General features: G+C 72.8%; 19 protein-coding genes. 10 read left to right on the top strand and 9 right to left on the bottom strand.

Translation table 11 applies throughout. The annotated features are described in order from the left end of the window. Positions 1–29: 29 nt before the first annotated feature. Positions 30–1535 (bottom strand): prolyl oligopeptidase family serine peptidase, encoded by a 1506-nt coding sequence (locus tag HCK04_RS03200; protein ID WP_142645365.1) that lies wholly within the window; start codon positions 1533–1535, stop codon positions 30–32. 127 nt (positions 1536–1662) lie between these two features. Here HCK04_RS03200 and HCK04_RS03195 point away from each other — a divergent pair, with 127 nt between their 5' ends. Both HCK04_RS03195 and HCK04_RS03190 read left to right on the top strand, forming a co-directional pair. Beyond that, entirely contained in the window at positions 1663–2763 is a 1101-nt protein-coding gene (locus HCK04_RS03195; RefSeq protein ID WP_142645364.1) for an exonuclease SbcCD subunit D, read from the top strand. Positions 2764–2878: 115 nt separating this feature from the next. Beyond that, the gene (locus HCK04_RS03190; protein WP_142645363.1) at positions 2879–6388 is read left to right on the top strand and encodes an SMC family ATPase; all 3510 of its coding nucleotides are present in this window, start codon (positions 2879–2881) and stop codon (positions 6386–6388) included. Between the two features lie 250 nt (positions 6389–6638). Here HCK04_RS03190 and HCK04_RS03185 read toward each other — a convergent pair whose 3' ends face one another. Further along, positions 6639–7922, bottom strand: coding sequence for a hydroxyacid-oxoacid transhydrogenase (locus HCK04_RS03185; protein WP_221889853.1), 1284 nt, complete (start codon positions 7920–7922; stop codon positions 6639–6641). Positions 7923–8008: 86 nt separating this feature from the next. Between HCK04_RS03185 and HCK04_RS03180 the strand changes: the two genes are divergently transcribed. Next, on the top strand, positions 8009–8791 hold the full coding sequence (locus HCK04_RS03180; protein WP_142645361.1) for a GntR family transcriptional regulator: 783 nt from the start codon (positions 8009–8011) through the stop codon (positions 8789–8791). 29 nt (positions 8792–8820) lie between these two features. On the opposite strand, the gene HCK04_RS03175 is transcribed toward HCK04_RS03180, so the two are convergent. Both HCK04_RS03175 and HCK04_RS03170 read right to left on the bottom strand, forming a co-directional pair. Next, a complete protein-coding gene (locus tag HCK04_RS03175) occupies positions 8821–8994 on the bottom strand; it encodes a MerR family transcriptional regulator (protein WP_205829777.1) in 174 nt (57 codons plus the stop codon). 41 nt (positions 8995–9035) lie between these two features. Next, positions 9036–9746, bottom strand: a complete 711-nt coding sequence (locus HCK04_RS03170; protein WP_142645550.1) for a M50 family metallopeptidase — start codon at positions 9744–9746, stop codon at positions 9036–9038. A gap of 84 nt (positions 9747–9830) precedes the next feature. On the opposite strand from HCK04_RS03170, the gene HCK04_RS03165 reads away from it, so the two are divergent. Next, complete coding sequence (locus tag HCK04_RS03165) at positions 9831–10325, top strand: GNAT family N-acetyltransferase (protein ID WP_142645360.1); 495 nt, start codon at positions 9831–9833, stop codon at positions 10323–10325. A 201-nt stretch (positions 10326–10526) separates the two neighbouring features. Next, complete coding sequence (locus HCK04_RS03160; RefSeq protein ID WP_240970901.1) at positions 10527–11618, top strand: magnesium and cobalt transport protein CorA; 1092 nt, start codon at positions 10527–10529, stop codon at positions 11616–11618. Between the two features lie 127 nt (positions 11619–11745). Here HCK04_RS03160 and HCK04_RS03155 read toward each other — a convergent pair whose 3' ends face one another. After that, positions 11746–13083 carry a hypothetical protein gene (locus HCK04_RS03155; protein WP_142645359.1) on the bottom strand — a complete coding sequence of 446 codons (1338 nt, stop codon included), beginning with the start codon at positions 13081–13083 and terminating at the stop codon, positions 11746–11748. A 211-nt stretch (positions 13084–13294) separates the two neighbouring features. Between HCK04_RS03155 and HCK04_RS03150 the strand changes: the two genes are divergently transcribed. After that, a complete protein-coding gene (locus HCK04_RS03150) occupies positions 13295–15508 on the top strand; it encodes a thiamine pyrophosphate-dependent enzyme (protein WP_142645358.1) in 2214 nt (737 codons plus the stop codon). Between the two features lie 366 nt (positions 15509–15874). On the opposite strand, the gene HCK04_RS03140 is transcribed toward HCK04_RS03150, so the two are convergent. Further along, positions 15875–16465: a TetR/AcrR family transcriptional regulator gene (locus HCK04_RS03140; protein ID WP_142645357.1), complete on the bottom strand. Its 591-nt coding sequence runs from the start codon at positions 16463–16465 to the stop codon at positions 15875–15877. A 46-nt stretch (positions 16466–16511) separates the two neighbouring features. On the opposite strand from HCK04_RS03140, the gene HCK04_RS03135 reads away from it, so the two are divergent. The 4 genes from HCK04_RS03135 to HCK04_RS03120 are packed head-to-tail and all read left to right on the top strand — an operon-like array spanning position 16512 to position 22104. Then, positions 16512–18086, top strand: coding sequence for a carboxyl transferase domain-containing protein (locus HCK04_RS03135; protein ID WP_142645356.1), 1575 nt, complete (start codon positions 16512–16514; stop codon positions 18084–18086). Positions 18087–18099: 13 nt separating this feature from the next. Then, positions 18100–20070 (top strand): biotin carboxylase N-terminal domain-containing protein, encoded by a 1971-nt coding sequence (locus HCK04_RS03130; RefSeq protein WP_142645547.1) that lies wholly within the window; start codon positions 18100–18102, stop codon positions 20068–20070. Further along, positions 20070–20954 carry a hydroxymethylglutaryl-CoA lyase gene (locus tag HCK04_RS03125; protein WP_142645548.1) on the top strand — a complete coding sequence of 295 codons (885 nt, stop codon included), beginning with the start codon at positions 20070–20072 and terminating at the stop codon, positions 20952–20954. The genes HCK04_RS03130 and HCK04_RS03125 overlap by 1 nt, the downstream gene beginning before the upstream one ends. Before the next feature lies 1 nt (position 20955). Further along, the gene (locus HCK04_RS03120) at positions 20956–22104 is read left to right on the top strand and encodes an acyl-CoA dehydrogenase family protein (protein ID WP_142645355.1); all 1149 of its coding nucleotides are present in this window, start codon (positions 20956–20958) and stop codon (positions 22102–22104) included. A 116-nt stretch (positions 22105–22220) separates the two neighbouring features. Here the strand turns inward: HCK04_RS03120 and HCK04_RS03115 are convergent, their stop codons facing one another. From HCK04_RS03115 to HCK04_RS40905, 3 genes are all read right to left on the bottom strand, one after another. Then, positions 22221–22751, bottom strand: a complete 531-nt coding sequence (locus HCK04_RS03115; RefSeq protein WP_142645354.1) for a GNAT family N-acetyltransferase — start codon at positions 22749–22751, stop codon at positions 22221–22223. A 395-nt stretch (positions 22752–23146) separates the two neighbouring features. After that, a complete protein-coding gene (locus HCK04_RS03110; RefSeq protein WP_168065604.1) occupies positions 23147–25153 on the bottom strand; it encodes a DUF222 domain-containing protein in 2007 nt (668 codons plus the stop codon). Continuing rightward, on the bottom strand, positions 25132–25323 hold the full coding sequence (locus tag HCK04_RS40905) for a hypothetical protein (RefSeq protein WP_185948910.1): 192 nt from the start codon (positions 25321–25323) through the stop codon (positions 25132–25134). Before HCK04_RS40905 ends, HCK04_RS03110 begins: the two co-directional genes overlap by 22 nt. Between the last annotated feature and the right edge of the window lie 1048 nt (positions 25324–26371).

Here is a 26371-nt window from a genome sequence, read left to right as displayed (position 1 = left end):
TTTGACCGGGACTCGACCTTGAGGCCGGCCTACCAGGGGAACGCGAACAGCCCGTAGTAGGCGGCGGTCAGCAGCAGCAGCGCGGTCCCGCCGAGCACACCGGCGAGGACGCTCTTCTGCCAGGGCGTCGGCTCCCAGCCGTCCCGCAGGCCGCCGGTCACCGCCGCGAACGTCGTGACCGTCTGCACGAGCATCAGGAGGGCGAGCAGGCGCACGACCAGCCACCCGGCCTGTACGGCGGGCCAGGCGCCGGCCTGGTTGACCGAGAACAGCACGATGAGCGTGATGAACGCCAGGACCGCGGCGAGCTCCCCGAGGCCGGTCCAGGCCATCCTGCGCAGCCGCCGCCGGAGGGCCGGCCACAGTTGCACGGTGGCCTCCATCCTGGCCTGCAGCCGCAGGTCGCGCCCGCGCAGCCGGACGACCATCTCGGTGACCGGCGCCGCGACGTAGCCGACCGCGGCCAGGCAGAGCGTGAACCACAGGATCGTGCTGTTGCCCCACCACGGCGCGGCAGGCACGTCGGCGGCCTCGAAACGCTGCACCGGCGTCGCCCCCGCGATCGCCACCGAGGGCTTGGCCGTACGCGGCAGGTCCTTCATCCAGTTGGCGAGCGTGGGCAGGTAGTCCGGGACGTACGGCCCGCCGTGGATCCGCATGGCGTGGTCGGCCCCGGCGAGGAAGCGGATCGTGTAGTCGGTGTTGCCGCCCTCGGTCAGGGCGGCGGTGAGCGTCTCGGTGCTCTCCACGAAGGGGATGGACGGGTCGTCGGTGCCGTACAACGCCAGGACGGGCTGGGTGATCCCGCGCAGGGCGGGCACCCCGTCGTACCGCAGGAAGTCGAAGCCGACCCCGCCCATCGCCCGGGTGAGCAGGTCGCGTACGCCGGTCGGCGCGTGCAGGCGCAGCAACTGCTCGTTCAGCGCCCAGGCGACCTGGCGCAGCGGTGAGACGTTCGGGGAGGAGACCAGCACCACGAACGCGGCCTGCGGATCACGCGCGGCGGCGATCGGGACGACCCAGCCGCCCTCGCTGACGCCCCACAGGCCGGCGCGCGCCGGGTCGACGTCGGGCCGTGCGCGCAGCACCCGCAGCATGCGCAGGGCGTCGTCGGCGAGCAGGCCGAAGTCGCGGCTGCGGAAGGAGTAGCCCACCGTCCGCTTGTCGTACGCCAGCGTGACGATGCCCGCGCCGGCCAGCCACTCGGCCTGCTGGGTGAACTCCCCGCCGTCGCCCGACCCCGAGCCCTGCACGAACACCATCGCGGGATGGCGTCCCGGGGACAGGGGCGCCCTGATCGTCGCCTTCAGCGTCTCGTTCTTCGCCGGCACGAGGAGCGTCTCGGTGCGGAACCTGTCGGTGCGGGCGACCGGCCGCACTTCCGCGGCGGGCTGGGGAGGTAAGTCGCGAAACTGGGGCGAAGCGGACAGAGGTGGCGGGTCGAAGGCCGGCGGGGAGAGCAAGTGACCGACCGCGGCGAGTGCCACCATCAGCACACCGGCGATCACTCCGAGAGTGCCCCGGCCGACGTTCATGAGGCCGCTCCCCCATGCGTACTCGTGATACCGAACCCAGGCTAAGTCATTACTCCTTCTTTGCGTCATGCACCAGAGGGGCCGTTGGGGCCGCGTTTGTCGGAGGGACCTGTTAGCTTCCTGCGACATGCGTGTCCTGCACAGCTCCGACTGGCACCTCGGCCGGTCGTTCCACCGGGAGAGCCTGCTCGGCGCCCAGGCGGCGTACGTCGACCACCTGGTCGAGACCGTGCGTGCCGAGCACGTCGACGTCGTCGTGGTCTCCGGCGACGTCTACGACCGCGCCCTGCCTCCCGTCGACGCGGTCGCGCTGTGCAACGAGGCGCTGGCCAGGCTCAAGGCGCTCGGCGTGCACACCGTGCTCATCAGCGGCAACCACGACTCCGCCGTACGGCTGGGATTCGGCGCCGACCTCATGGAGCGGGTGCACCTGCGCACCGACCCCGCCAGGGCCTGGGAGCCGGTGATGATCGAAGACGTGGCGTTCTTCGGCATCCCCTACCTGGAGCCCGAGCTGGTCAAGGGGCCGTGGGAGCTGGCCGAGCGCAGCCACACCGCCGCGATCACGTACGCGATGGACCGGGTGCGGGCGCACCCGGCGGCGCGCAAGGTCGTGCTCGCCCACGCGTTCGTCACCGGGGGAGAGGCCAGCGACAGCGAGCGGGACATCAGCGTCGGCGGGGTCGCGCACGTGCCGGTGAGCGCGTTCTCGGGGGTCGACTACGCGGCGCTCGGGCACCTGCACGGCCGTCAGGTGATGAGCGAGACGGTCCGCTACAGCGGCTCGCCGATCGCCTACTCCTTCTCCGAGGCAGGCCACACCAAGGGCTCCTGGCTGGCCGACCTCGATTCGGGTCTGACGGAGTTCGTCCCCGCCCCGGTGCCCCGGCCGGTGAGCACGGTGCGGGGCCGCATCGACGACCTGCTTACCGACGGGCGCTTCGAGCGCTACGAGGACCACTGGCTGCAGGTGACGCTCACAGACCCGGTGCGTCCGCGCGAGGCGATGGAGCGCCTGCGCCGGCGCTTCCCGCACACGCTGGCGCTCGTCTTCCAGCCGGACGGCGCGTCCGAGGGGCCCGCGGCCCGGGCGAGGATCGCCGGCCGGGCCGAGATCGAGGTGGCGCTCGACTTCGTCCGCGAGGTTCGCGGCGAGCCCGCGGACGACGACGAACGGCGCCTGCTGCAGGAGGCGGTCGAGGCGTGCCGCATCAAGGAGAGCGCGTGAACGGCCGCCCCGCCGCGAGGTACGGCGCGGCGGCCGGGCGGGCGAGGCCGTCGTCCGCCGGGCGGGTTGAGGTTCGGGAACGCGGGGGCTTCCCGCGGGCGAGCGAGGAGGTCCGGTGAGGCTGCATCGGCTGCGCATGGTCGCGTTCGGGTCGTTCCCCGGCACCGAGGAGGTCGACTTCGACGCGCTCGGCGAGGCGGGCCTGTTCCTGATCCACGGGCCGACCGGCGCCGGCAAGACGACCGTGCTCGACGCCGTCTGCTACGCCCTGTACGGCAGGGTGCCCGGTCAGCGGGAGAGCGCCCGGAGCCTGCGCTGCGACCACGCGCCGCCCGACCGCGGGCCGTCGGTCACGCTGGAGCTGACGATCCGGGGCAGGCGGCTGCGCATCACCCGTTCGCCCGCCTGGATGCGGCCGAAGCTGCGGGGTTCCGGCCTGGTCGAGGAGAAGGCCAAGGCCCGCGTCGAGGAGCTGACCGAGCCCGGCGGGCAGTGGGTCGTGCGCAGCACCCGCAGCGACGAGGCCGGCGACTTCGTGAACACGCTGACGGGCATGACCGCGGCCCAGTTCTGCCAGGTCGCGATGCTGCCGCAGGGCGAGTTCGCGAAGTTCCTGCGGGCAGGCGGCGAGGAGCGACGTGAGCTGCTGGAACGGCTCTTCTCCGTGCGGGTGTTCAGCGACGTGGAGCGGTGGCTGGCCGACCATCGCACGCGCACGTGGCGGGAGGCGCAGGAGCTCGGCCAGCGGGTCGAGTCGGTGCTCGACCGCATGCGCGGCGCGGCGGGCGACGACCTGCCGCTGCCCGAGGAGGCCGGCGATCCCGCGGCCTGGGCGGGGGAGACGCTCGGCCTCGCCCGCGGCGCGCTCGCCGACGCGGTCACGGCCCGCGCGGCCAGTCAGGAGGCGCTGCTGTCGGCCCGTGCCCGGCTGGAGGAGGGCCGTGCCCTGGCCGACCGGCAGCGCAGGCACGCCGCCGCACTCGCCCGGCGGCAGGAGCTCGACGCGGCGGCGGACGAGCGGTCGGACCTGGAGGCGATGCTCGACGAGGCCGCCCGCGCCGACCGGGTGGCGCCGCTGATCCGGCAGGCCGTCCAGCGGACGGAGACCGCCGCCAAGGCGCGGTGGGTGGCCGCCGACGCCGTGCTCCGCGTGCTCCCCGGCCTCGGTCCGGAGCCCGACGGGGAACCGGACGCGGACCGGCGGGAGGCCCTGCGGCAAGGTGCCGTGCGGCTCGACACGGAACGAATCGACACGGAGCGAATCGACACGGAGCGAATCGAGACCGAGCGAATCGAGACCGAGCTGCCGGATCCGGAGCGGCTGGCCGTGCTGGAGCGGGAGCGGCGCGACGAGATCGCCCGGGTGAGCCAGATCCTCCCGGAGGAGGAGCGCCTGCGGCAGGTGCGAGGCGAGCGCGCCGACGCCGAACGCGCGCTGGCGGAGCTGACCGAGCAGGAGGCGGAGCTGACGCGGCGGCTGGCGGCCCTGCCGGCCGAGCGGCTCGACGTCGAGGAACGGCTCGCCGGGGCGCGTGCGGCGGCGGCGAGCCTGCCGGGCCTGACGGCCGTCAGGGACGCCGCGCTGCGCCTGCGGGAGGTCACCGGGCAGGCCGCGCGGCTGGACGCGGAACTGGTCCGGCTTGCCGATGACGAGGCGCGGGCCCGGGCCGCGCAGGCGGAGCTGCCGGAGCTGCTGGCCGGGGCCGAGGAGCGGCTCAGGGGCCTGCGCGACATGGCCGCGCGCGTCCCCGCGCTGGAGGCCGCCGCGCAGATGGCGGGGGACCGGCTGGAGGCCGCGCGGCTGCGCGACGCCCTGACCGCCCAGCTGGAGGAGGCCGAGCACGACCGGCGCGCCGCCGTCGACCTGGCCCAGGAGCGTCGCGACCGGCTGCAGGAGGTCCGCCAGGCGAGGATCGACGGGATGGCCGCCGAGCTGGCGGCCGGGCTCGTGCCCGGGGCGCCCTGCGCCGTCTGTGGCGCCACCGAACACCCCGGCCCCGCCGCGCCCGCCGCACGGGCCGCGACCGCGGACGACGAGCAGGCGGCGCAGGAGGCGTTCGAGGCCGCCCAGCGGGCGCGCGAGGAGGCGGAGACGACCGTCGCCGCGCTCTCGTCGCGGCTCGGCGACGCCGCGGCGCGTGCGGGGGGCCTGTCCCAGGACGACGCGTCCGCCGCCCTCGCCGACGCCCGCGAGGAGCTGGCGCGGCTGCGCGCGGCCGAGACGGCGGTCGCGGCGGCCGAGGCGGAGGCCGGGCGGCTCGCGGCGGAGCTGGAGTCGGCCCGCGAGCGGGCGGCCGAGCTGACCGGGCTGCTGACCGAGACCAGGACCAGGCGGGACGCGCTGCTCGCGGAGGGAGAGCGGCTCGCCGCCGGGCTGGAGGGCGACCTCGCGACGGCGGAGGCGGAGCTGGAACGCGCCCGCTCCCTGGCCGCCGCCGAAGAGGAACTGGCCGCCCAGGCCGCCCGGCTCGCGGCCGAGCTGGAGGAGCTGGGCGCGCGGGCCGCGCGCACCGGTGCGGCGCTCGCCGAGGCCCGCGCGCACCGGGACGGGCTGGAGGCCGGCGAGCGCAGGCTGGCCGAGGTGATCGACGCCGCCCGGGGCGAGGATCCCTCGCTCGCCGCCCGCCTCGACCGGCTGCGTGAGGAGGCGGATCTGCTCAGGGAGGCCGCCGAGGCTGCGGCCACGGCGGCCGCCGCCGATCGCGAGAGCGAGACCGCGCTGGCCGAGGCGGCCAGGGCCGCCCGCGCGGAGGGGTTCGCGAGCGTGGAGCACGCCTCGGCCGCCGTGCGCACGCCGGAGGAACGGGAGGCGATGTCCGAGCGGCTGGGACACCTGGACGCCGAACGGGCCACGGTCGAAGGGCTGCTCGCCGATCCCGAACTGGTCGCGGCGGCGGCCGAGCCCCCCGCCGACCTGCCGGAGCTGGAAGCCGGTCACGAGCGCGCCGAGCGCGACCACACCGCCCGCACCTCGGCGCACGACCGGGCGAAGGCCAGGCTCGACCAGCTCACGGGGCTCGCCGCCGAACTGGACGCCGCGCTGCGCGCCTACCGGCCCGCAGAGGAACGGCACCGCCTGGCGCGCCGGCTCGCCGAGCTGGCGACCGGCACGTCCGGCGACAACCGGTGGCACATGAGGCTGTCGGCGTACGTGCTGGGCGAGCGCCTCCGCCAGGTCGTCGACGCCGCGAACGAGCGGCTCGACCACATGTCGGGCGGGCGCTATCTGCTGCGGCACGACCTGAACCGGTCCGCGGGCGACCGGGGCCGGTCGGGCGGCGGGCTTGGCCTGCGCGTGCTCGACGCCTGGACCGGTGTGGAACGCGACCCGGCCACGCTCTCCGGCGGCGAGAGCTTCATCACCTCGCTCGCCCTGGCGCTGGGCCTGGCCGACGTGGTGACCGACGAGGCGGGCGGGGCCGAGATCGGCACCCTCTTCGTCGACGAGGGCTTCGGCACGCTCGACGACGAGACGCTCGACGACGTGCTCGACATCCTCGACGGCCTGCGCGAGGGCGGCCGGGCAGTCGGCGTGGTCAGCCACGTCGCCGAGCTCCGGGTGCGCATCCCCGCGCAGCTCCGCGTGGTGAAGGGCCGCTCCGGTTCCACCCTCTCGCACCACTGAGCCCTGTCCAAGAAGCACTGCCCGAGAAGCCCTGTCCAAGAAGTCCTGCCCGAGAAGTCCTGCCCGAGAAGTCCTGCCCGAGAAGCCCCGCCACCGCAGCCCCGCCCAACCGCAGCCCCGCCGCCGGAGCCCATGCCGCGAGGCGACTGTGACAGCTCGCTCGCACGTGAAGCGAGCGTGGGTTGCGCACCGCACCGCAGAGCGACCCCGGAGCCGGCCCGCACCGGACGGCGGCCGATGCGTGGCCCTCTTACCAGAGGGCGAGCGAGCGGGTGAGGATGCGGGCGAGGTCCTCCTCTCGCACGGGCTTGGGGGCGGTGGTGAGCAGCCGCTGCTGCTTCATCGCCCCCTCGACCAGGGCCGGCACGTCGGCCTCCGCGTATCCCACACCGCCGATGCCGTTCGGGATGCCGACGTCGCGCATGAGCGTGGTCAGCACGCCGGGCAGGAACTCCGACGGCTCGTCCGGCTTCGCCGCCGAGGGATCGAGCAGTTCGGCCACGCGCAGGTGCCGCGCCGGGTCCGCGTCGAAGGTGAACCGGAACGCCTCCGGAGCGGTCAGCGCCACGGCCATGCCGTGCGGCACCATCGGCTCGCCGCCGGGGTAGCCGCGCGGGTGGAAGTCCTTCACCCGGCCCGCGATCGGATAGGCGTTGGCGTGCGGGATGTGCACGCCCGCATTGCCGAACCCGAGCCCGGCGAACGTCGCCGCCAGCGCCATCGCGCCCCGCGCCCGCGCGTCGTCGCCGTGCCGTACGGCGGTGCGGAACGAGCCCGCGAGCAGCCGGATCGCCTGCTCCGACCACATGTCCGCCACCGGGTTCGACCCGCAGTAGGGCACGCGCTCCTCGGGCCGCCTGCGCTCGTATGAGGTGTACGGCCGGGCGGTGTAGCTCTCCAGGGCGTGACAGAGGATGTCCATCCCCGCCGCCGCGGTCACCTCGGGCGGCTGCGTCATCGTGAGATCCGGGTCCACGACGGCCAGCACGGGACGGAGCCGGGCGTGGCTGATCCCCGTCTTGACCTTCAGGCCGAGCACGTCGAGCACGCAGATCGTCGTGCTCTCCGAGCCGGTGCCCGTGGTCGTGGGCACCGCGACCAGCGGCTTGAGCGGGCGGGAGGGGGCACGCCCGGCGCCGATCGGCGCGTTGACGTAGTCCATCAGCTCGCCCGGATTCGTCGTCAGCAGGTTGACGGCCTTGGCCGTGTCGATGCTCGATCCGCCGCCGACCGCCACGAAGGCGTCCCAGGGGCCGCTCGCGCGGGCGTGCCCGATCGCCGCGAGCAGGCTCTCGTCCGTGGGCTCGACGTGCACGCCGTCGTACACCTCCGCGTGGATGCCGAACCCGGCGATCTGCTCGGCGATCCGTGCCGGAGCGCCCGTCGCCGCCACGCCCGCGTCGGTCACCACCAGCACGCGGCGCGCGCCGTACTGCCCGAGGTCGAAGCCGATCTCGGCGGACGCGCCGGGGCCGAACTTGAGGGCGGGCGCGCCGTACGTGAAGACGGACTCGGGATTGCTCGGGACGATCACGATCGCTGGCCTTCCATCCGGGGGCTCACGCGGGCAGGGCGTGATGCCGGTTGCGGGGCGTTCCCGATGGGAACCTGGCATGTAGCATGCTGCATGTCAATGCGCCGCCGTACGCGGGCGGGCCCACTCCGGAGGGTGATCAGACGGTGCGAGCGGTCGCCGGCACGTCCAGTCTCACCGAGCAGGTCATCGAGGCGGTCAGGGAGGCCATCCACTCGGGGGAGCTGCGGCCCGGAGAGCTCTATTCGGTCTATCGGCTGGCCGAGCAGCTCAACGTCTCCCGCACCCCCGTACGCGAGGCGATGCTCCGGCTGGCGGAGGCCGGCCTGGTGCGGTTCGAGCGGAGCCGGGGTTTCCGGGTGCTGCGCCGCGATCCCCGGGAGATCGCCGAGGTGTTCCACCTGCGGATGCTGCTGGAGGTGCCGGCGACCAGGCGGGCGGCCCGCGACGCCGGTCCCGGCCTCGCCCGGGCGCTGCGCGAGGAGCTGGAGGCCATGCGCGCCGCCGCGGCCGGACACGACGAGCCGCGCTTCATGCGGCACGACCGGGCGTTCCACGACGCGATCCTCGCCGCGGGGGCCAACCGGCGGCTCGCCGGGGTCGTCGCCGGGCTCAGGGACGCCACGGTGACGCTGGGCGCCTCCACGGTCGACCGCTCCCGCTCGCTGGCGGACGTCGCCGCGGAGCACGAGCCGATCCTCGCCGCCGTCCTCGGCGGCGACCCGGACGCCGCCGCCGCGGCGATGCGCGCCCACGTGGCGCACACCGGCGAGCTCCTTGTGGCCCAGGCCGCGGCCGAGAACGGCCTGCCCGCCGACCCCGCCGACATCGCCCTCATCCGCGACGCAGCAAACGAATCTACAACGTAAAGGGCCGGTCGGCCGCCTTACGAGACAGGTCAGGAAGTGCCGGTCAGCCTGCGGGCCCGGGCGAGGCGGAGGGTGTCGCGCAGGCCGTACTCGCGATAGCCGTTGACCCGTCTCGGCGGCTGGGGCAGCACGCCCTGGTGGTGGTAGTGCCGCACGGTACGGGTGGACACCCCGGCCAGCGCGGCGAGTTCTCCGATCCGCATGGCCTCATTACAGACGTTGACGTCGCGTCAAGGTCAACGGCTCAGAAGGGCAGCCAGCGGGCGGTGAGGAGATAGCCGCCGTAGACGAACGCGGCGGCGGAGACGAGCAGGAACAGCAGCACCCACAGCGTGCCGGGCACGCGGGTCAGCCGGGCGAGCTGGTCGGCGTCGGAGTCCGGGGCACGGCCGAGGCGGCGCTTGGCCTGCAGCTCCAGGATCGGCCGCACCCCGCCGAGCAGCAGGAACCACGCGGCGGCGTACGCGCAGGCCGACTGGATATTGGGCGGCGCGAACCGCGACAGCGCGAAGACCGCGCCGCCCACGGCGAGCAGCGTCACGGCGCCGAAGAAGTTCCTGATCATCAGCAGCATGCAGGTCAGCAGCGCGAGCACGGCCCACAGCAGCATCGTGATCCGGCCGTCGGAGACCAGCCAGGCCGATCCGAGCCCGATCAGCGAGGGCGCGACGTATCCCGCCGCGGCTGTGGCGATCATGCCGGGGCCCGTCGGCCTGCCCCTGGTGAGCGTCACGCCCGAAGTGTCCGAATGAAGGCGGATGCCCCGCAGCTTGCGCCGGGTCAGCACCGCGACCAGCGCGTGGCCCCCCTCGTGCGCGATCGTGATCAGGCCGCGTGAGATGTGCCATGACGCCGGATAGGCGATGACGACGAGAGCGGCGAACCCGGTCAGTACGACCAGCCAGAGCGGGGGCGCGATCTGGACGGCGGTCAGGTGGTTCCACAGGGCGTTCAGGGGGTTCACCCCGAGATCGTACGGCGGCGGCCCGCCGGCCGCGGACCTGTCCACCCGGCCGGCGTTGATCGGTACACTCCGGGCATGTCCACCGCCGAGCGAGCCGTCACCGTCGATCCGGTGGTGCCGGCGGACACGGAGTCCGTCGGGAGCATCCTCGCCGAGTCGTGGGGCGGCCCTCACGTCGCCGTCCACGGCGAACTCATCGACGCGTCCGCGCAGCGGGCGCTCCTCGCGAGGGTGGAGGGGCGGCCCGTGGGACTGCTGACGTACCGGGCGGTGTCGGACGCCGAGTGGGAGATCGTGACACTCGACGCGACGGAGGCCGGGCGGGGTGTCGGGCGGGCGCTGCTGGACGGGGTGCGCGCCGAGGCGGAGCGCGCGGGCGTCAGGCGGCTCTGGCTCGTCACCACGAACGAGAACACCCGCGCCCTGCGCTTCTACCAGCGGTACGGGTTCGACCTGGTGGCGGTCCACCGCGACGCGGTCGAGGCCGCGCGCCGGCTGAAGCCCTCGATCCCCATCCACGCCGACGGCATCCCGATCCGCCACGAACTCGAACTCGAACTGCTCCTCTAGCGCGACGGCCGAGACGGTGTGCGGCCGTCCTCGACGAGCCGCCCGAAGGCCGGCCCCGCCGGGCAGGAACAGCAGGGTCGCCGCGATGACCAGCCGGTCCGCGTGGTCCGCCTGGGTAAGGGCGACGAGGGCGGTTACCTTCTACGTGTGGCTGAGCGGCGTATGCGTGGACTGCGCGGATTGAGTGGATTGGGCGGGCTGATGAGGGCGAAACCGGAGCAGGCTCCCGAGCACTCCATGGATCCCCGCGCGGACCTGGGGGAGCCGTTCCGGCAGAGCGTGGTCGACAACGCCGTGTACATGGACGGCGAGCGTGTGGACTCGCCGCCGTCGCTGGCCGACGCGATCGCCTCGCTGCGCTCGCGGCCGGGGGCGATGGCGTGGATCGGCCTCTACCGGCCGGAGGAGACCGAGCTGATCAAGGCGGCCGAGGAGTTCGGCCTGCACGAGCTCGCCATCGAGGACGCCATCGTCGCCCACCAGCGGCCCAAGGCCGACCGCTATGGCGACACGCTGTTCGTGGTGCTGCGGGCCGCCCAGTATCTCGACCAGCCCGAGAAGGTCGCCTTCGGTGAGCTGCACGTCTTCGTCGGCCCCGACTTCGTGCTGACCGTACGGCACAGCGAGGCGCCCGACCTGTCCAAGGTGCGCAGGCGCATGGAGTCGGACCCCGACCTGCTCCGGCAGGGGCCGCAGGCCGTGCTGTACGCGATCCTCGACGCGGTGGTGGACGGCTACGCCCCGGTGGTCGCCGGGCTGCAGAACGACATCGACGAGATCGAGGTGCAGGTCTTCGGCGGCGACCCGGCCGCGCCCCGGCGCATCTACAGCCTGTCGCGGGAGGTCATCGAGTTCCAGCGGGCGACCAGCCCGCTGGTCCCGATGCTCGACGGCTTCATCGCCGGCTCGCCCAAATATGGCGTGAACGAGGAGCTGCAGCGCTACCTGCGCGACGTGTCCGACCACGTCATCACGGTCACCGAGCGGGTGGCGGGCTTCCGGCAGATGCTCCAGGACATCCTCGTCGTCAACTCCACGCTCGTCAGCCAGCAGCAGAACGAGGAGATGACCAAGCTCACGGCCGCGAGCATCGCCCAGGGCGACGAGGTCAAGAAGATCTCGGCGTGGGCGGCCATCCTGTTCGCCCCGACGCTGGTCGGCACGATCTACGGGATGAACTTCGACCACATGCCCGAGCTGCACTGGCTGCTCGGATATCCCATGGCGATCATGCTCATGGGCGTCGTCTGCGTCACGCTCTATCTGGTCTTCAAACGCCGCGACTGGCTCTGACCCGGGCGCGTGACCCGGGTGCGTGACCCGGGCGCGTGACTTGGGTGCGCACGCGAACCGGCCCGGGGCGTACGGCACGCCCCGGGCCGGCTCAGTGACCCTTGAACGGATCCTCACGCAGGATCGTCTAGCGCTTCACGCGCACCCAGTCGATCCGGCTCTTGGAGCCGTCGGCCTCGCCGTTGCCGCCGAAGACGACCCTCCAGTAGCCGGACGCCGACGCCGTGGTCTTGCCCCAGAACCTGCCGGTGCTGTTGGTCCACAGCGTCTTGGCGTAGTGCCAGGAGCCGCCGGGCTTCTTGAACCACACGGTCACCTTCTGGTGGCCGTAGCCCTCCCAGGGGTGGTCCCACACCTGGAGCTGGCCGGTGAAGGTGAGGTATCGGTGATACTTCACCGGCTCCGGCGAGGCGTTGAACTGGACGATCCGGGTGTGGGCCTTGGGCGCGGGCGGCGGAGGCGTCGGCCGCGGCACGCGGACCGTCACGTAGTCCGTCGCGCTCGCCGAGTAGCCCGCCCCGGTGGCGCCCTCGAACTCGGCCCGCCACCAGCCGGAGATCCTGGCCCTGACGTCCGCCGAGAAGCGGCCGTTGGAGTCGGTCCAGTCGGTGGTGACGTGCTGCCAGCTGTAACCGCCGGCCGGCTTGAACAGGATCTTCACCTGCCGGCCCGGGTAGCCGCTCCAGCCGGCGAAGCCGGAGATCTCCAGCCTGCCGCGCAGACGCAGCGTCTTACCGGCGTCGACGGGCTCGGGGGAGGCGTCGAAGCCGGTGATCCTGGTGCGGCTGGCCTTGACCTTGACGTCGACCTTGTCGCTGTCGCTCGTCGCGGGCTCGGCGTCGGACGCGCCCTCGAACTCGGCGCGCCACCAGCCGGTCCTGTCGGCCGTCTGGTCGAGCGAGAAGCGGCCGTTGCGGTCGGTCGTCACCGAGCCGACCCGGCTGTAGGAGCCGTCGACCGGCTTGAAGGCGATGTAGACCTTCTGCCCGTCGTACGCCTGCGGGCCGGCGCCGTTCCGGTAGGTCAGCGTGCCCGACAGCTTGATGCGGTCGCCCTTGTCGACGACGTCGGGTGCGGCGTCGAAGTCGAGGTCGGTGGTCCAGTGGACCTGGAACTCCTTGGTCGCGACCCCGCCGCCGGCCCGCACCTGCAACGTCCAGACGCCCGGCTCGTCGCTGAAGGTGAAGCCGTACTTGGCCGTGTAGGCGCCGTAGCCCGCGGGGGCGGGATCGAGCGGGACGGTCCGGCCGTCGCGGTCGACCAGCCTCGCCGCGCCCTTGTCCGGCGCCTTGTAGGTGAAGGTCGCCGTCGTGCCGGCGCCACTGGCGACGACGACGGGGCTGGGGGAGACGGCCAGGTCGCTCGGACCTGCTGCCGTCGCCGCGCCGGCGGTGGCCGGGAGCGCGACGAGGACCGCCCCTCCCAGGGCCACTGCCGCGATCACGGCATGGATGCGTTTCAACATTCCGGTGAACCATCCTTCCGGTGGTCGAACGTTGAACGCGGCATGAGGGTGCCACGTCTTTCGTAATGAGTAGACGGGCGAATACCCTCCGTGGTTTAGCCTTAGAACTTATCGTCATCGATTTGTGTCACAGCACATGATCGATAACCGGTTGTATACGGACTTGTCGCTGTGCGGGACGGAGCGTGCATCCTGCGACATAATCGTCCGTGTGGTGCGCGACGCTGTGGAGACCCATTTCGCCGAGGCCGTCGGGGCGCTGACGCCCGGACCGGCCCGGGACCCGGACCTGCCGGTACGGCCGGGCACGAGCCTGACGGGCACGCGGTGCCGTGAGCTGTTCGCGGTGCAACTGGGCAGCCGTCTCCTCGACGTCGCCGCCCGCGTCATGCGTGAGCGCGACGAGGGCTTCTACACGATCGGGTCGTCGGGGCACGAGGGCAACGCCGCCGTCGCCGCCGCGCTCCGGGTGGACGACCCCGCGCTGCTGCACTACCGGTCCGGCGCCTTCTATCTGACCCGCTCGGCCCAGGCCGGGCGGCTGGCGGAGGAGGGGCTGCGCGACGTCCTGCTCGGTATCGCCGCGTCGTCCGAGGAGCCGATCGCGGGCGGCCGGCACAAGGTGTTCGGCCATCCTGACCTCGCGGTAATCCCGCAGACCTCCACGATCGCCAGCCACCTGCCGCGCGCCGTCGGCGTCGGCTTCGCGATCGAACGGGCGCGCATGCTCGGCCTGCCCTCGCCCTGGCCCGGGGACGCCGTCGCCGTCTGCAGCTTCGGCGACGCCTCGATGAACCACGCCTCCGCGCTTACGGGGCTCAACACCGCCGCGTACGGCCGCTTCCGCGGGCTGCAGATCCCGGTGCTCTTCGTGTGCGAGGACAACGGCCTCGGCATCAGCGTGAAGACGCCGCCGGAGTGGGTCACGCAGGCCCGGCACCCCCTGCTGGAGTATTTCCAGGCCGACGGCTGCGACCTGGCCGAGACCTACGACGTGGCGCGGCGCGCCGTCGAGCACGTGCGCGCCAACCGCGCCCCGGCGTTCCTGCACCTGCGCACCGTGCGCCTGATGGGCCACGCCGGCTCCGACGTGGAGATCGGCTACCGCACCCGCAAGGAGATCGCCGCCGACCTGGAGCGCGACCCCCTCGTCCGTACGGCGCGGCTGCTCGTGGAGGCGGGCCTGGCCGAGCCCGACGAGCTGCTGGCGCGCTACGAGGCCGAGCGCGACCATGTGCTGAAGCTGGCGTCGGAGTGCGCCCGGCGGCCCCGGCTCACGACGGCCGCGGAGGTGATGGCCCCGCTCGCGCCGCGCCGTCCCGAGGCGGTGGCCGGCGAGGTCGTGCGGTCCGCGCCCGCCGAGGCGCGTGAGCGCGCCTTCACCACCCTGCCGGAGCAGGAGGGCAGGCTGACGGTCGCCCAGGCGATCAACCGCGCGCTGGCCGACGCGATGGCGGTGGACCCCGGTGTCCTGGTGTTCGGCGAGGACGTGGCCCGCAAGGGTGGGGTGTACGGCGTGACGCGCGGGCTGCTGCGCAGGTTCGGGGCCGAGCGGGTCTTCGACATGCTCCTGGACGAGCAGGCGATCCTCGGTCTCGCGCTCGGGGCAGGGGTGTCGGGGCTGCTGCCGGTGCCGGAGATCCAGTACCTCGCCTACCTGCACAACGCGCTTGACCAGATTCGTGGCGAGGCGTCGACCATGCAGTTCTTCTCGCAGGGCGCGTATCGCAATCCATTGGTCGTACGAGTCGCCTCATATGCCTATCAAAAGGGCTTTGGGGGACATTTTCACAATGACAACTCAATTGCCGCATTGCGCGATATTCCCGGGGTGATCGTCGCGTCCCCGGCCCGGCCCGACGACGCGGCCGCGATGCTGCGCACCTGCCTGGCCGCCGCCCGCACGGACGGCAGCGTCTGCGTGTTCCTCGAACCCATAGCGCTCTACCACACGCGTGACCTCTTCGAGGAGGGCGACGACGGCTGGCTCGCGCCGTACGCGCCGCCCGCACGCTGGGCCGAGACGCACGTGCCGGTGGGCCGCGCCCGCTCGTACGGCGACGGCCGCGACCTGACCATCGTCACGTACGGCAACGGCCTGCGGATGAGCCTGCGTGCGGCGGTCAGGCTCACGGCGGAGGACATGGGCTGCCGGGTGCTCGACCTGCGGTGGCTGTCGCCGCTGCCGGTCGACGACCTCATGCGCGCGGCCGAGCTGACCGGCCGTGTGCTGATCGCCGACGAGACCCGCCAGAGCGGCGGCGTGTCCGAGAGCGTGATCGCGGCACTCGTCGACAACGGCTTCCGCGGTCCGATCGCCCGGGTGACCTCGCAGGACAGCTTCGTGCCGCTAGGCCCGGCCGCGGGCACCGTACTGCTGTCGGAGTCCGACATCGAACGCGCCGCCCGCAAGCTGCTCGCCTGACGGCGAGCCGAGCGACGCGCTTGGGGGTGAGGCCGATCTGGGCGCGGAACCGCGACCAGAGGCGCTTGCGGCTCCATCCGGTCTCGGCGGCCAGCCGTTCTTTTGATCGTGACGCACACGACCTCGTCGCGGGCGGAGGAGGTGCCGCGATAGCCGGGGACGGATCCGGACCCCTTGGTGAACATGCCGCCGTGGATCCAGACCAGCACCGGCAGGCCGGACCCCGGCGCGTTGTCCGTGCTGTCCGCGTTGTTCGTCATCGTCCCTCCTGCCGCTCGTCACTGCGCGGCCCCTGCCTGGGGCCGTGCCGGACGTCGAGCGTCGCAGGCGCGGGACCTGGGTGTCTTGGAGAAATGTTCCGTCCGGTCAGAGGCGTGCCAGCGCGGCGCGGGCCATGTCGCGGAGCAGGCCGGCCATGGCCTCGGGGGCGAGTTCCCCGGCGCTGCGCGGGGTGGAGTTGAGCAGGCCGAAGACCGCGTGGGTGGCGGCGCGCAGCCGCGCGGGCGGGCACGCGGGGTGCAGCTCGGACAGCACGGTCACCCACTCCTCCACGTAGAGCCGCTGCAGCCGCCGGATGGCCCGGCGGGCCTGTTCCGGCACGTTGTCGAGCTCGCGTTCGTGGACGCGGATGAGCGCGGGATGGGTCAGCGCGAACGCGATGTGCCCGGACAGCAGCGCGTCGAGCGCGGCCTCCGCGGTGTCCGGGTCGGCGGTGGTGGCCAGCCGCGCCCCCTGCTCGCGCAGCCGCTCGCTGATGTCGAGCAGCATCTCGGTGAGCAGCGCCTCCTTGCCGCTGAAGTGCCGGTAGAGCGCCGGTCCCGACACCCCCACGGCCGCACCGATGTCCTCGATGGACACGCCGTGGAAGCCACGCGCCGCGAAGAGGTCCGCGGCAGCCTCCAGGATCTCGGCCCGCCGATTGCGGGTAGGGGTCTTCTCGGTCCTCCCGGTCTTCACGGCACCATGGTAGACGGAGTCTGTTAATGATGACTAACATCCGAGCATGAGCACGAGTGACTGGCCGGTGCTGGAGAGCCGGTGCGACCCGGGCGGCGAGCCGTACAAGCGCAACGCGGAGGCGAACGAACGCCTGGTCGCGGAGTTGCGGGAACGGCTCGCGGCGGCGGCGCGCGGCGGCCCCGAGCGGGCTCGGACCAGGCACGTCCAGCGCGGCAAGCTGCTGCCCAGAGACCGCGTCGACACGCTCCTCGACCCCGGCGGGCGCTTCCTGGAGCTGTCCCCGCTCGCGGCCACCGGCATGTACGACGACCAGGCCCCGGCCGCCGGGATCATCACCGGCGTGGGCCGGGTGAGCGGGCGCGAGGTCGTGATCGTGGCCAACGACGCCACCGTCAAGGGCGGCACGTACTACCCGATCACGGTCAAGAAGCACCTGCGCGCCCAGGAGGTCGCCCTCCACAACCACCTGCCGTGCGTCTACCTGGTCGACTCGGGCGGCGCCTTCCTGCCCAAACAGGACGAGGTGTTCCCCGACCGCGAGCACTTCGGCCGCATCTTCTACAACCAGGCCACCATGTCGGCGCGGGGCATCCCGCAGATCGCGGCCGTGCTCGGCTCCTGCACCGCCGGCGGCGCGTACGTCCCGGCGATGAGCGACGAGGCGGTGATCGTCCGCGGCCAGGGCACGATCTTCCTGGGCGGGCCGCCGCTGGTGAAGGCCGCGACCGGCGAGACCGTCACGGCCGAGGAACTGGGCGGCGGCGAGGTCCACGCCCGCGTCAGCGGCGTCACCGACCACCTCGCCGAAGACGACGCGCACGCCCTCAAGATCGTGCGCGACATCGTGTCGACGCTCGCACCGAAGGGCCCCCGCCCCTGGGACGTCGCCCCCGCCGAACCGCCGCTGCACGACCCGCGCGACCTGTACGGCATCGTCCCCCAGGACACCCGCCGACCGTACGACGTGCGCGAGGTGATCGCCCGGGTGGTCGACGGCAGCCGGTTCCTGGAGTTCAAGGCCGAGTACGGCCCGACCCTCGTCACCGGGTTCGCCCGGATCCACGGGCACCCGGTGGGGATCGTGGCCAACAACGGCATCCTGTTCGGCGAGTCGGCGCTCAAGGGCGCGCACTTCGTCGAGCTGTGCGACCGGCGGTCGATCCCGTTGGTGTTCCTGCAGAACATCAGCGGCTTCATGGTCGGCAAGGCGTACGAGGCCGGGGGCATCGCCAAGCACGGCGCGAAGATGGTGACGGCGGTCGCCTGCGCCCGGGTGCCGAAGTTCACCGTGATCATCGGCGGCTCGTTCGGCGCGGGCAACTACGCGATGGCCGGCCGCGCCTACTCGCCCCGATTCCTGTGGATGTGGCCGAACGCCCGCATCTCGGTCATGGGCGGCGAGCAGGCCGCCACCGTGCTCACCATGGTCGGCGACGCCGACGCCGACGAGATCCGGGCCCAGTACGAACACCAGGGCAACCCCTACTACTCGACCGCGCGCCTGTGGGACGACGGGGTGATCGACCCGGCGGACACCAGGACCGTCCTCGGCCTGGCGCTCGGCGCCGCCGCGAACGCCCCCCTCGAACCCGTCGGCTACGGCGTCTTCCGGATGTGAGGTCGAGCTCGTGATGTTCACCAGTGTGCTGATCGCCAACCGGGGCGAGATCGCCGTCCGGATCATCCGTACGCTGCGGGCCCTGGGCGTGCGCGCGGTCGCCGTGCACAGCGACGCCGACCGCGATGCCCGCCACGTGCGCGAGGCCGACCTCGCCGTACGGCTCCCGCGTGGCTACCTCGACATCGACGGGATCATCGAGGCCGCCCGGGTGAGCGGCGCCGAGGCCGTCCACCCCGGCTATGGCTTCCTCGCCGAGAACGCCGGGTTCGCCCGGCGCTGCGCGGCCGAGGGGCTGGTGTTCGTCGGCCCGCCCGCCGCGGCCATCGAGGCCATGGGCGACAAGATCCGGGCCAAGGAGACGGTCGCGCGCGCGGGCGTGCCGGTCGTGCCCGGCGGCGCGGAGCCGCACGACGACCTGGCCGAGGTCGCCGCGCGCGTCGGCTTCCCCGTGCTGATCAAGCCGTCCGCGGGCGGGGGCGGCAAGGGCATGCTGCGGGTCGAGTCCGCCGACGCCCTGCCCGCCGCCGTCGAGTCGGCCCGCCGTACGGCGACGGCGGCCTTCGGGGACGGCACCCTGCTGATCGAGCGGTTCGTGGACCGGCCCCGGCACATCGAGATCCAGGTCATGGCCGACGGCCACGGCAACGTCGTCCACCTGGGCGAACGCGAGTGCAGCCTGCAGCGCCGCCACCAGAAGATCGTGGAGGAGGCGCCCTCGCCGCTGCTCGACGAACAGACGCGGGCCCGGATGGGCGCGGCGGCGGTGGAGGCCGCCCGGTCGGTCGGCTACGTCGGCGCCGGGACGGTCGAGTTCATCGTCCCCGGTGACCGGCCCGGCGAGTTCTTCTTCATGGAGATGAACACCCGGCTGCAGGTCGAGCACCCGGTCACCGAGATGGTCACCGGCCTCGACCTGGTCGAGCTGCAACTGCGGATCGCCGCGGGGGAGCCGCTGCCGTTCGGGCAGGACGCGGTGCGCCTGCGCGGCCACGCCGTCGAGGCCCGCGTGTACGCCGAGGACCCGGCCCGCGACTTCCTGCCCACGGGCGGGCGCGTGCTGCGGCTGCGCGAGCCCGCGGGCGAGGGCGTCCGGTTCGATTCCGGGCCGGCCGAGGGCACGGTGGTCGGCAGCGACTACGACCCCATGCTGGCCAAGGCGGTCGCCTGGGCCCCCGATCGGGCGGGCGCGCTCGCGGCCCTCGACCGGGCGCTCGGCTCGACCGTGATCCTCGGGGTCACCACGAACATCGGGTTCCTGCGCGCGCTGCTGGCCGACCCGGAGGTCGCCGCCGGGCGGCTCGACACCGGGCTGGTCGAACGGCGGCTCGGCGGCCTGGTGAGCGGCGAGGTGCCCGACGAGGTGCTCGCCGCCGCCGCGCTCGTCGTCCACTCCGGCTTCGACCGCTCCGGTGTGGTCCGCTCCGGCTCGGGCGACCCGTGGGACGTCGCGGACGGCTGGCGGATCGGGGAACCGGCCTGGACCGTGCACCGGCTCGGGGTGCCCGTACGGGTCCGGGGCGCGGCCGGCGACGCGGAGATCGAAGTTAACGATCGTTCACTTGGCCGGGCCCGGCTGGAGTGGACGGGCACGGATGAGGCGACGGATGAGGCGGCGGTCACCCTCGGCGGCGTCACCCGGAAGTACGCCGTGGCCCGCGACCACGACACGGTGTGGCTCGCCGAGGGCGGCCGGGCATGGTCCGTCACCCGGCACGAACCCGGCGACCCGAAGGACCGGCAGGGCGGGGCGCTCGCCGGCGACGGAGCCGTACGCAGCCCGATGCCGGGGACGGTGCTGCTGGTGAAGGCGGCGGAGGGCGACCGGGTCACCGCCGGGCAGCCGCTGGTCGTCGTGGAGGCGATGAAGATGGAACACACCCTGACGGCGCCGGCCGACGGCGTGCTCGCCGAGCTGCGGGTCCGGCCGGGGCAGACGGTGGAGCTGGACGCGATCGTGGCGAAGGTGACGCCGTGCGAGTGATGATCTACGAGGTCGGCCCGCGCGACGGCCTGCAGAACGAGTCGGCCATCGTTCCCGTCGAGGTCAAGCGCGAGTTCATCGGGCGGCTGGCCGAGGCCGGACTGACGACCATCGAGGCGACGAGCTTCGTCCACCCCAAGTGGATCCCCCAGCTCGCCGACGCCGGGGAGCTGCTGGAGAGCCTGCCCCGGGTGCCCGGGGTGCGGTACCCGGTGCTCGTCCCCAACGAGCGGGGGCTCGACCGTGCCTTGGAGCAGGGCGTCACCGACATCGCGATCTTCGGCAGCGCCACCGAGTCGTTCGCCCGGCGCAACCTCAACCGGACCGTCGAGTCGCAGTTCGAGATGTTCGCCCCCGTCGTCGAACGGGCCCTCGCCCACGGCATGCGGGTCAGGGCGTACGTCTCGATGTGCTTCGCCGACCCCTGGGAGGGGCCGGTCGCGCCCGAGCAGGTCGCCCGGATGGGCCGCCGGCTGCTCGACCTCGGCTGCTACGAGCTGTCGCTCGGCGACACGATCGGCGTCGGCACGCCCCGGCACGTCGAGGCGCTGCTCGACGCGTTCGCCGAGGCGGGGGTCGGGACCGACCGGCTGGCCGTCCACTTCCACGACACCTACGGCCAGGCCCTGGCCAACACGCTCACCGCGATCAAGCGGGGGATCACGGTCGTGGACTCCTCCGCGGGCGGCATCGGCGGCTGCCCGTACGCCAAGAGCGCCACCGGCAACCTCGCGACCGAGGACCTGGTGTGGATGCTCGACGGTCTCGGCGTCGAGACCGGGGTGGACGTCAGGTCGCTGACCGCCACCAGCCTCTGGCTCGCCGAGATCCTGGGCCGGCCGAGCCCCTCCCGCGTCGTCCAGGCCCTGGCGAAGGAGATCTGAGATGCTCAACGACGAGCACATCGAGCTGCGCAAGTCGGTCGAGGAGTTCGCCCGCGAGGTGGTGGCCCCCGTCATCGGGGACTACTACGAGCGGTGCGAGTTCCCGTACGAGATCGTCCGCAAGATGGGCGCGATGGGCCTGTTCGGCCTGCCCGTCCCGGAGGAGTACGGCGGCATGGGCGGCGACTACTTCGCGCTGTGCCTCGCCCTGGAGGAGCTGGCCAGGGTCGACTCGTCGGTGGCGATCACCCTGGAGGCGGCGGTCTCGCTGGGCGAGATGCCCATCCTGCGGTTCGGCACGGACGCCCAGAAGGAGCGCTGGCTGCCGAAGATGGCCACGGGGGAGATCCTCGGGGCGTTCGGCCTGACCGAGCCCGGCGGCGGCTCCGACGTGCCGGGCGGCATGCGCACCACGGCCGTCCTCGACGGCGGCGAATGGGTGATCAACGGCTCGAAGGCGTTCATCACCAACTCGGGCACCGACATCACCGGCGTCGTCGCCGTGGCGGCGATCACCGGCCGCCGGGAGGACGGCAGGCCGGAGATCTCCACGATCCTCGTGCCGTCGGGCACGCCCGGCTTCACCGTGTCGAAGAAATACTCCAAGGTCGGGTGGTCGGCCTCCGACACCCGGGAGCTGTCGTTCACCGACTGCCGGGTGCCGGAGGAGAACCTGCTGGGCGAGCGCGGCCGGGGCTACGCGCAGTTCCTCCAGACGCTCGACGAGGGCCGGGTGGCCATCGCCGCGCTGTCGGTCGGCCTCGCCCAGGGCTGCGTGGACGAGTCGCTGCGGTACGTGCGGGAGCGCCGGGCCTTCGGCCACGAAATCGGCCACTACCAGGCCATCCAGTTCAAGATCGCAGACATGGAGGCCCGGGTGCACACCGCCCGCCTGGCCTACTACCACGCCGCCGAGCGCATGCTGGCCGGCCTGCCGTTCAAGAAGGAGGCCGCGATCGCCAAGCTCGTCTCGTCCAACGCGGCGATGGACAACTCCCGCGACGCCACCCAGATCTTCGGCGGCTACGGCTTCATGAACGAGTTCCCCGTCGGCCGTTTCTACCGGGACGCGAAGATCCTGGAGATCGGTGAGGGCACCAGCGAGGTGCAGCGCATGCTCATCGCCCGCGAGCTCGGCCTGCCCGCCTGAACCCCATCCCGCCGTGGCCGGACCACCCGGCCTCGGCGGCTCGCGCGTTGGATTCCTTCCCGCCGTCCCCAGGGACCGGCGGGGAGTCTTCGTCGTCCTGATCGGCTTGGGTCTTGTCAGGTGGCCGGGAGGCGCATGCCGAGCCACTGCTCGGCGTCCCAGGCATGAAACCGCTCGACCTCGCTGAACCCCAGCTTCGCCGCGAGGCGCATCGAGGCGACGTTGGCGCTCTGGGTGGTGAGCACCACCGGCTCGCCGGGAAGTGTGGCATCGAACCAGCCAAGCGCCGCCGCGCATGCCTCGGCGGCGTACCCGTGCCCCCAAGCGGTCGGCAGGAACAGGTAACCGAGATCGGCCTTCCCCACGGCGGCCGGGCGACGGTGCTCGGTCGCTCTCCTGAGCAGGATGTGGCCGATCATCGCCCCGTCGAGCTCGACGACGAAGCTCCCGGGCCACCGCTCGGGCACCTCGGGCAGCTCACGCTCAAGCACGTCACGCGGGCGGGGACCGCCGAGGTAGGTGTGCACCTCCGGCGAGGCGAGCAGCTCGGCGAACGTCGTACGGTCCCGCGCCTCGGGCTCACGGAGCACGAGCCGCTCGGTCCGGATCGGCTCAGGCGGCCAAGGGACATGTCCAAGGTCTGACATGCGCGGCACGCTAACAACCCCATAGGACGACGTCGAACGCGGGTGGAACGCGATGCCCACCCGGCCGGGCCAGTTGCCCAGGGTAGGGATCATGGCGAGCCGGAACGCGGACCCGGTCCGAGCCCACCTGTGAAGCCCCATGCGGCACTACGGCACAGGTGAAGCCCCGGGGGAGCAGTGTGGCCCTAGGGAGCATTGTGGCCCTAGGGAGCAGTGTGAAGCCCCGTCGAGCAGCGTGAAGCCCAGCAGCGCACGGTGAAGCCCAGCGGACAGTGCACCGGCGACCCTCGCGTCCGCCCTCGGCCTGCGGCTTGGAGGGTCATGCACGCAGCCGCCGGGCCGGTCCGTGCGTCGCCCGGGCTTGCCTGCGCATCGCTCACCCCGTGCCTCTCGCCTTACTCGTGTGGTCGTCGGGTTCTTCCGAGGCGGTGGTAGGTGAAGGCCCAGCGGTCTTCGCCTTCTTTGCGGCGGGTGTAGCGGTCGGGGTGCTGGTAGCGGTCGCGGTTGTGGAACTGGCAGGCCGGGCCGAGGAGTTTCAGGTCGGTGAGGCCGCCGGTGCTCCAGTTGTCGGCGTGGTCGATCTGGCACATGGTCGCTGGGAGCGGGCAGCCGTCGATCCAGCAGGTGTCATAGCGGGCGTAGATGGCCCGGCGTTGGGCGGGGGTGGCCAGGCGGACCTTGCGCCCCATGTCGAGGACCTGCCCCTCGGCGTTCATGACGATCCGGACCAGGGCTGAGGTGCGGGCGAGGCGGTGCACGCTGGAGAGGGGCAGCACCTGCCCGGTCGCCAGCAGCAACCCCGGCGGCACCATCCCCAACGCCCCTCCCAGAGACGCCCCCAGCAGCGTGCTTGCCGACGCTCCCAGCGCCGTCCCCAGCGACGCCCCGGGCATCGTGCCCGCCGACGCACCCCGCGACGCACCCTGCCCTGCTCCAGGTGACGCCCCTTCCGACGTCCCTGGCGTGCCCTGGCCATGCCGGCAGTCCCTCGCAGGCCGAGGCCCGGCGTGGGTGTGATGTGCGGAGGCGTCCTCGGGAGGAGGATCCGGCCACGCCGCCTCCGAAGACGCCGTGTCCCAAGACGCCGTGTCCGAAGGCGCCGTGTCCGAATGCCCTCCACGGTCGGCTGGCCATGCTGCCCCGCGCCGTGTGGTGTGCGGTGCTCCAGACGGGGCCGCAGCGCGGTCGCCGTCGCCGCCTGTGGCGGGCGCGGTCTCGTGGCGCTCGGCAGAGCTGGTGCTGACGGTCTCTCCGCCCTCGGCGGAGGCGGTGCTTGCGGTGTGGTCGCCCTCGGCAACGGCGGTGCTTGCGGTGTCGGACGGCTCGCACTCGCCGGGCCGCCGCTCACCGGCATCCCTACCCGTACCGGCACCTGCCTCGGCAGCGTCGAACTCGTCGGCTTCGGCGGGCGTCGGATCGCCCGTGTCGTCCCGGCCTTCCCCGAAGCCCCCGGCGTCCCGCGCGTTTTCGACATGGTCGGCGGTGTCGTCGGCCTGGCCCGGCTCGTCAGTGCTTCCGGCAGGGTCGGGGACGTAGTCGCTGGGGGCGCTGTCGCCGAGGTCTGCGAAGTGGTCGCTGACCTCGTCGGCGGTGGCCGGGTCGGCGGGGTCTTGGGTGGCCGGGTCGGTGTCTTGGGTGGCCGGGTCGGCGGTGGGGTCGGTGGTTTCTGGGTTGGTGTTGTCGGGGTCGGTGGGGAGGGATTCGGCGCTGACCACGACGAGGAGCTCGGTGACGATCTTCTGCTCCAGCAGGGCGATCAGCGCGTCGGCCTGACGTACCGTCAGCGGGCGGTCATCCCCCTGCGCCCTCAGCTTGGCGTACGCCTGCAACAACGTCATCAACCGGGCGCCGGCCTCACGCGGCAGGTAGAACTCCCCTTCCACGCCGCCGCCCTTGCCCGGGCGGACCCGCAGGAACCGCCTCCCGTAATCGGCCCGCTCGTCGCGTTCTTCCCCATCGGGGTCGAGCACCGCCCGCAGGTGGCGGCCGGCTTTGGCGACTTCCGCCGCCCCCGCTTTGCTGGCCAGGTCCACCAGGATCGGCTCCGCCAGGGTGGCTTGCTCGTCGGTTAGTCCGGCGACGGCGGCGCAGATGGCCTCCACCACCCCCGCCGCCAGCTCCCCTGTGGCGAACTTCTCCCGCACGGTAGGGAGGCGCGGCAGTTCCGCGCCGAGGGTGAGCAGGCGGCCCGCACCGCCCACCGTCATCCCCCCACTGGTGCGTAGCCAGCAGCGGGTGGAGGCATGCCCATGCTGCCTGGCCTGACCTGCTCGGTGGACCCGCCCCACCCGGTCGGCCAGCGCGCTGGTGATCCGATCCCGGGCGAACAGCAACTCCTCCGCCTCGGCCAGGCACACATCCACGTCATCGGGAAGCGGGGTCAGCGCCAGCTCTTGGGCCACCTCACGAACCGACCCCACCACCACCCACGACGACCGCACACGACCCCGACCACGGTCACGACCACGATCACGCCCACCCACACCCTCGGAAGCACCCGCACCTGCGCCCGCACCCGAGCCAGAGCCGCCCGCGCCAGCGCCATCCGCGCTAGCGCCAGAGCCGGAGCCATTCGCACCGGCGGGAGCCGCGTCCTCGGCAGTCTCACGGGCGGCATTCGCGCTAGCGCCGTTCGCGCCACCCACATTCGCACCGGCGAATGCCGCACTCTCGGCGGCCCCGCGCGCGGCGTGCGCGCGAGCACCATCCGCGCCAGCGGCGTCCGCACCGGCGGCAGCCGCACGATCGGCAGCCCCACGGGCGGCACCCGCGTCAGATCCCGCGCTGTCGGCGGTCCAACACACGGCGTTCGCGTCAGCGCCGTCCGTGCCAGCACCGCTTATGCCAGCGGCATCCGCACCGGCGGCAGCCCTACCCGTGGACTCCGCGCCGTCGCTATCTGCCCTGTCGGTATGCGTGCCTGGGGCGTCCGTGCCTGGAGCGTCCGCGCTATCGGTGCCGGGCGCGTCTGCGTGCTGCCGGGGCCCAAACTTGATGATCGGGAAGGGCTCGCGGGCGGACGAGCCGTCGGACGACCACAGTGGGGAATTGGCGATCAGGCGATCCCACCAGCCGTCCCACCACTCACCGTCGACATCGTTCGAATGACTAAGGCGCTCAGGATCGATATCGAACAGATCCATCACACCCTCCTCGTTTTATTCGAACTGTTGTATGGATTATCTCACACTCTGTGAGCGAGTGACAACCGTGCGAAGCGGAGGGTTGGAGCCTCAGCTCAACCCGAGCAAAGTCGTTGGGCGATTTGGTGCGAGCTGCGGCCTCGCTGCGTTTGCCGAGGCGGGCGCTGCCGACGGGCCGCGCGCCGTCAGGGCACGGCCAAGGGCGGGAGGACGGTGAGGTTGAGCGGGGCGGGGGCTGCTGACGGCCTCGACCAGGCGAGGCAGTAGCAGAGTTCCGGGCGGCGGGGGCCGCCGTATCGGGGGACCTGGCGCGTGGTCGTCGGGGCGGATGGTTGATCAGGCGAGGGTGTAGCAGAGTTCCGGGCGGCGGGGGCCGCCGTATCGGGGGAGCTGGCGCGTGGTCGTCGGGGCGGATGGTTGATCAGGCGAGGGTGTAGCAGAGTTCCGGGCGGCGGGGGCCGCCGTATCGGGGGAGCT

The sequence above is a fragment of the Microbispora sp. CL1-1 genome, from assembly GCF_012034195.1.
In the GTDB taxonomy this organism is placed as follows: Bacteria; Actinomycetota; Actinomycetes; order Streptosporangiales; family Streptosporangiaceae; genus Microbispora.
The sequence above is the reverse complement of the archived record's forward strand: the minus strand, read 5'-3'. Positions and strand labels throughout refer to the sequence as shown.

Excerpts from the sequence above, each read along its gene's own strand:
- HCK04_RS03200 (WP_142645365.1), bottom strand. The coding sequence starts at position 1,535 with ATGAACGTCGGCCGGGGCACTCTCGGAGTGATCGCCGGTGTGCTGATG.
- HCK04_RS03195 (WP_142645364.1), top strand. The coding sequence starts at position 1,663 with ATGCGTGTCCTGCACAGCTCCGACTGGCACCTCGGCCGGTCGTTCCAC.
- HCK04_RS03180 (WP_142645361.1), top strand. The coding sequence starts at position 8,009 with ATGCTGCATGTCAATGCGCCGCCGTACGCGGGCGGGCCCACTCCGGAG.
- HCK04_RS03175 (WP_205829777.1), bottom strand. The coding sequence starts at position 8,994 with ATGCGGATCGGAGAACTCGCCGCGCTGGCCGGGGTGTCCACCCGTACC.
- HCK04_RS03165 (WP_142645360.1), top strand. The coding sequence starts at position 9,831 with ATGTCCACCGCCGAGCGAGCCGTCACCGTCGATCCGGTGGTGCCGGCG.
- HCK04_RS03160 (WP_240970901.1), top strand. The coding sequence starts at position 10,527 with ATGAGGGCGAAACCGGAGCAGGCTCCCGAGCACTCCATGGATCCCCGC.
- HCK04_RS03155 (WP_142645359.1), bottom strand. The coding sequence starts at position 13,083 with ATGTTGAAACGCATCCATGCCGTGATCGCGGCAGTGGCCCTGGGAGGG.
- HCK04_RS03135 (WP_142645356.1), top strand. The coding sequence starts at position 16,512 with ATGAGCACGAGTGACTGGCCGGTGCTGGAGAGCCGGTGCGACCCGGGC.
- HCK04_RS03130 (WP_142645547.1), top strand. The coding sequence starts at position 18,100 with ATGTTCACCAGTGTGCTGATCGCCAACCGGGGCGAGATCGCCGTCCGG.
- HCK04_RS03125 (WP_142645548.1), top strand. The coding sequence starts at position 20,070 with ATGATCTACGAGGTCGGCCCGCGCGACGGCCTGCAGAACGAGTCGGCC.
- HCK04_RS03120 (WP_142645355.1), top strand. The coding sequence starts at position 20,956 with ATGCTCAACGACGAGCACATCGAGCTGCGCAAGTCGGTCGAGGAGTTC.
- HCK04_RS03115 (WP_142645354.1), bottom strand. The coding sequence starts at position 22,751 with ATGTCAGACCTTGGACATGTCCCTTGGCCGCCTGAGCCGATCCGGACC.
- HCK04_RS40905 (WP_185948910.1), bottom strand. The coding sequence starts at position 25,323 with ATGGCTCCGGCTCTGGCGCTAGCGCGGATGGCGCTGGCGCGGGCGGCT.